This is a genomic window from Mesorhizobium sp. M2C.T.Ca.TU.002.02.1.1 (genome assembly GCF_003997225.1).
In genome coordinates this window covers 1-4,754 of sequence record NZ_RZTO01000490.1, presented here as the reverse complement: position 1 = coordinate 4,754, position 4,754 = coordinate 1, and the positions used below count along the sequence as shown (strand labels likewise).

Below are 4,754 nucleotides of genomic sequence, written 5' to 3'. Positions count from 1 at the left end.
CCATATGGCCCGTCGCGGCATCCCAGCGGAAGATCGCGGCATGCTTCAAATCGCAGGCAAAGCAGTTGCCCTCGCTGTCGAAGGCGATGCCGAGCAGAAAGCCATCCGTGCCGCCCATGCGCTCGACCGAGCCGCCGTCGGCCGCAAGCCTCAGAAGGTCGCCGGTTTCGGTGCCGCACCAGATCGACCCATCGCGATGGACGGCCACGCCCTCCGGATGCGCGACGCGTGGATTGGTGAAGATGCCGTCGAAAAAGACGCGGGCGGCGGACATGTCGAGCAACGGCTTTGCCATGAAATGCTCCTCAGCTTGCGGCAGACGACGTTTGCGCGGCGATGCAGCGCTCGACCATGGCGCGGTCGGCCGCGAGGATTTCGGCGATGAGCGCGCCGCGCTCCTTGGCGCTGACGAATTCGAGACGCCGCAGGCCGAGCGGGTCGACGCGGTTTCGCAGCACGGCAAGCGTATCGCTGGACGGCACAGGCACTTCGCGGCAATCGACATCGAATCTCACGTCGAACCCGGTGGCTTCACAAATCTGCAGCCGGGTGACGCCCGGCATGGTTTCGATGACGATCAACTCCCTGGATGCCTGGTCGAGCCGGAAGAGGCAGAGATCGGTGAAGACCAGCGCCTTGCCGGTGCGATAGCCCACCGGCTCGCGTTCGGCCGGCGTCAGCAGCCCGCGCGCCGAGCTCGCGATCTCGACTTCATGCACCAGCGACTGGGCCGAGTGGCGGGGAACGTAAAGCAGATAGTCACGATGCATGTTGGCGACGTCGGCCATGCCGCCCTGCCCCGGCAGCCGGATAAGGCCGCCGCTCGGCTTGCGCAACGCGATGGTGTTGACGCGGCCGTGCCGGTCGACCTGCGCGGCGCCGACGATCTCGTGCGTCACCGCGCCGGCCTGATAATAGGTCGAGTAGGTGTCGTCGCCGCCGGCATGCGCCACGGCCGTCTCGCAATCGAGGCTTTCGATCAGCGACAGCACCATCGGGCTCGGCGCGATGTCGAGATGGCCGCAGCTCATCGTCGCGATAATCATGTCCGGCGCGTGCGTCGCCTTGGCCAGCCGGTAGGCGACATTGGCGAGCGGCGAGACCGCGCCGGCGCTGGCGAAGCTCTCATTGTCGAGCTCGGCGGCGATCCGCGCGGCGATGATCTCGTCGACGGATGCTTCCCTTTCGCCCTGCACCAATGTGGGCACCGCGAGGACTGTTTCGGCGCTGACTTTGGTCGCCTTTTCAAGCAGCTCCGGCAGGCCACCCGCTGGCAGGCCGAGCTTCTCGGACAAAGCCGCGTCCTTGGTCGCGAACGCCTCCGACAACGCCTGATAATCGGTGACGTAGAACGGCAGGCACGAGGCCGGGTAGGCGCCGCCCGGCGCGAGCGCTATGGCTGAAACCTGGTTGCGGGTAAGCACGCTCTGGCGGCCGTCCCGCCGCAGCGCGCCGACCGGCACGATCTCCTCGACCGTGACCAGCACCTGGCGCGCCGCGCCCGCCATGGCGAAGTCCAGCGCCCGCGGCCCGATGATCTCGACATTGCCGCTTTCGTCGGCGCGCTGGGCGTGGACGATGAAGGTGTCGAGCCTGAGCGGCGGGACGAACCCCGTATCCGTCCCGGCAAGCGGATCGGGCCTGGCGACCGCGCCCGGCACACGCGCCAGCATGTCAGACCCTTGAGGAAGCTGGAACGGCATCGACGGCAGGTTCTGCTGTGCCGCCCGCAGCGCTTGGATCATGGCCAGAGCCGTCCAGTCGCGGACGGGGATCGCGCCGCTCTCGGCAGCCGCACGGAACTTTGGCGGCAGCCCAAAAATGTCGAGGCTGGAAAAGCAGAGGTCGATTTCCGCCACCGCGCCCGCCTCGAGCAGAAGTTCAAGCGGCAGGCCGCCGGCCCAGGAGACGTAGCGCAGATCTTTCGCCCCGGACCCAGCGATCGCGCGCAGCAAGGCGATCGGCAACCGGGCGAAGTGATGGCCACCGACCCCGAAAGCATCGCCATCGCCGACCATCGCCGCCAGCCCCTCGATACCGGTGAAGCGAGGCCGGTTCGGCTTGACCAGGGAAACGAACCTGCGATCTGTCACAGCGCGGATGCCTCGATGCGGTAGCGGGTGACGAAGGGTTTTTCGGGCGAGAATTCCAACGCCGTCGCGATGCCGGATTGCGCGATCGGATTGTCGGCCAGCGCGGTCGCCGGACCGAGCCCGAAGGGCGAGCAGATCGGCTCGACGCCGATCGCCACATGACGCCCGTTCCAGGGCGCCGCCTTGCGGCCGCGATTGGAGTACCAGAGCAGAAGGCTCGGGAAGTGCTCCTTCTCCCAGGAAAGCTGCACCCGGTAGCCGTCCTCATGGTTGACGAGCGCCGCCATGCCGTCGACGCCCTCGATCTGCAGCAACTCCTCCGTGGCGGCCGCCAGAGGCAAGCGGGAGGCGTCGATCGTATTCCCAGCGCGCGCCGGCACGGCCGTCAGTTCGAAGAACGATTTGTTCCTGGCAAACAGCTCCGCGCCTGGCTCGACATCATGCGGATAGGTGCGGCCTTCATCGAAGCCATCAAGCTCGAGTGTGGCGGCACCCGTCTCGAACGGCAGCCGGAACACCTGATGCAGGCCGATCGGCAGGCGGCAGGCGCGGCGGACGAATATCCTGAATTCGATGTCGACGGCCGGTGCCGACGGATCGGGCGTTATCGTCCGCTCCACGCGCTCGACCGGGCTTGTCTCAGGATAGGCAAGCGCGAGCGAAAGCGACCCACGGGGGCTGTCGCGCCAGGCCCAGTCATGGTTGGAGCTGTGGCCATGAACTTCTTCGTCAGGACCCGGCGGTCCCATGACGCGCGCCCAGATCGCGGGCCACCCGTCGGCAGACATCGAATAGCCGAAGGGTACGCAGGGCCATTCGCCGCGCAGCTTGCGCAGTATACCTGGCAGCGTTTCCGACTCCGGCTCGTTTGCCCAGGGTGCGATATGCATCGGCGAGACTTGCCGGCCATCTGCCAGCACGAATGTGACCGGCGCCAGCATCGCGCCGAGCCGCTGCACGGTCAGCGCGCCATGCGCCCAGCCGAGGCCGCGATAGTCGTCGCCGCTCATGAGCCGGCCTTCTTCACGGCGCTCCTCTCGGCGAACTCCTTGACGCGCCGCTGGCCGGTCTCGCTGCGGTAGAGGCCGCCCAATATATTGCGCTCCATGGCGAGGCCATCGGCCAGATCGCCAGACACGGCATGGGCTGTCAGGGCTTTCAGGCCTTCGATCGCGGCGGCGGGTTCGGCGGCCATCATCCCTGCCAGTTCCAGCGCGCGCGGCATCAGCCTTTCGACATCGACGATCTCGTTGACCAGGCCGGCGCCGACGAATTCGGAGGCCGGCACGATGGCGCCGGTCATCAGCAGCAGATTGGCGCGGTTGCGGCCAAGCTTGGCGACGCTACGCTGCGTACCGCCGCCACCGGGAATCAGCCCGAGCTTGATCTCCGGCAAGCCGAGTTTCGCATACTGGTTGGCGATGACGATGTCGCAGCACAGCACCAGCTCCATGCCGCCGCCCAGCGCGAAGCCGTTGACCGCCGCGATCACAGGCTTGCGGTTGTCCTCGATCGCCGCGTACATGCGCGTGCCGGCAGCCTGGAACGTGTCGAACTCGGCCGCGGTCTGCGCGGCATATTCCTTGATGTCGGCGCCGGCCATGAAGCCGCGCCCCTCGCCGGTCACCACGATCGCGCCGACGCCCGCGTCGGAGGACAGCGCCTCGAACGCCTCCGTGATCTCGCCTTGCATCAGCCGGTTCATGGCGTTGAGCTGGTCGGCGCGGCGGAAAGTCACGACCGCGACGCGATCGTGGGTTTCGACCGTAAGCGTCTGGTAGGTGCCCATCGTCAGGCCGCGTCCACGGTCATGTCGCCGGACGCCTCGAGCGCCGCGATCTCTTCCTTTGAGAGGCCGAACTCAGCCAGGATCTCGCGCCCATGCTGGCCGACCAGCGGCGCCGGCCGCTCGATGGTCGCGGGCGTCTCGCTCATCTTGACGGCTGGCGCCACCACCCGCACCTTGCCGCCGCGCGGATGCTCGTAGCTGGTGATCATGCCCATATGCGTGACCTGCGGGTCTTCCGCCGCGCGACGGATGTCCTTCACCTCGGCGCACCAGATGTCGGCCTTGAGAAGCCGCGCCAGCAAATCCTGCGTGGCGAATTTCTTCGTCTCGGCGTTGACTTTTTCGAACACCTCGTCGCGCTTGTCGAACAAGGTCTTGAGGTCGTCATAGACGGCGAGCTGCGGCGCTTCCAGAACCTCGTAGAGCGTCTTGAACGGGCTCATGGCGATCGACACGTAGCCGCCATCCTTCGTCTCGTAGATGCCGAACGGCGCCTGCATGCCGGGATGGCCGATGCCGGAATTCGGCCGCACGAAATCCTCGCCGAGATTGAGCACGGCGACATATTCCTGGTTGAGATGCGCCAAGAGGCCGGCCAGCAGGTTGACCTCGATCTTCTGTCCCTTGCCGGTCTTTTCGCGATAGTAGAGCGCCGAGAGGATGCCGTAGACCATGTTCATGGCGCCGATCTGGTCGGCGAGCCCCGCGCCGGCGGGAACCGGAGCCTGGTCGCCCCGGCCGGTGTTGGCGATGAGCCCCGCCAATCCCTGGATCAGCATGTCCTGTCCTGGGCGCTCAACATAAGGGCCTTCCTCGCCGTAGCCCGAACCCGAGCAGTAGATGATGCGCGGATTGACGGCCTTGAAGTCCTC

General features: G+C 66.6%; 4 protein-coding genes and 1 pseudogene. All 5 read right to left on the bottom strand.

Annotated features, from left to right (window positions below; all coding sequences use genetic code 11):
* A pseudogene (locus EOD07_RS23075) lies at positions 1-295 on the bottom strand (gluconolaconase); the annotation flags it as partial.
* Positions 296-305: 10 nt separating this feature from the next.
* On the bottom strand, positions 306-2,093 hold the full coding sequence (locus tag EOD07_RS23070) for a CoA-transferase (RefSeq protein ID WP_127237098.1): 1,788 nt from the start codon (positions 2,091-2,093) through the stop codon (positions 306-308).
* Positions 2,090-3,103: a hypothetical protein gene (locus EOD07_RS23065; protein WP_127237097.1), complete on the bottom strand. Its 1,014-nt coding sequence runs from the start codon at positions 3,101-3,103 to the stop codon at positions 2,090-2,092. Before EOD07_RS23065 ends, EOD07_RS23070 begins: the two co-directional genes overlap by 4 nt.
* The gene (locus EOD07_RS23060) at positions 3,100-3,882 is read right to left on the bottom strand and encodes an enoyl-CoA hydratase/isomerase family protein (protein ID WP_127237096.1); all 783 of its coding nucleotides are present in this window, start codon (positions 3,880-3,882) and stop codon (positions 3,100-3,102) included. The genes EOD07_RS23065 and EOD07_RS23060 overlap by 4 nt, the downstream gene beginning before the upstream one ends.
* A gap of 2 nt (positions 3,883-3,884) precedes the next feature.
* Positions 3,885-4,754 (bottom strand): CaiB/BaiF CoA-transferase family protein (locus EOD07_RS23055; protein WP_164772448.1); only part of this gene is annotated, 870 nt, incomplete at its 5' end.

Coding starts and splice junctions, on each gene's coding strand:
- EOD07_RS23065 (WP_127237097.1), bottom strand. CDS start 3,103: ATGAGCGGCGACGACTATCGCGGCCTCGGCTGGGCGCATGGCGCGCTG.
- EOD07_RS23060 (WP_127237096.1), bottom strand. CDS start 3,882: ATGGGCACCTACCAGACGCTTACGGTCGAAACCCACGATCGCGTCGCG.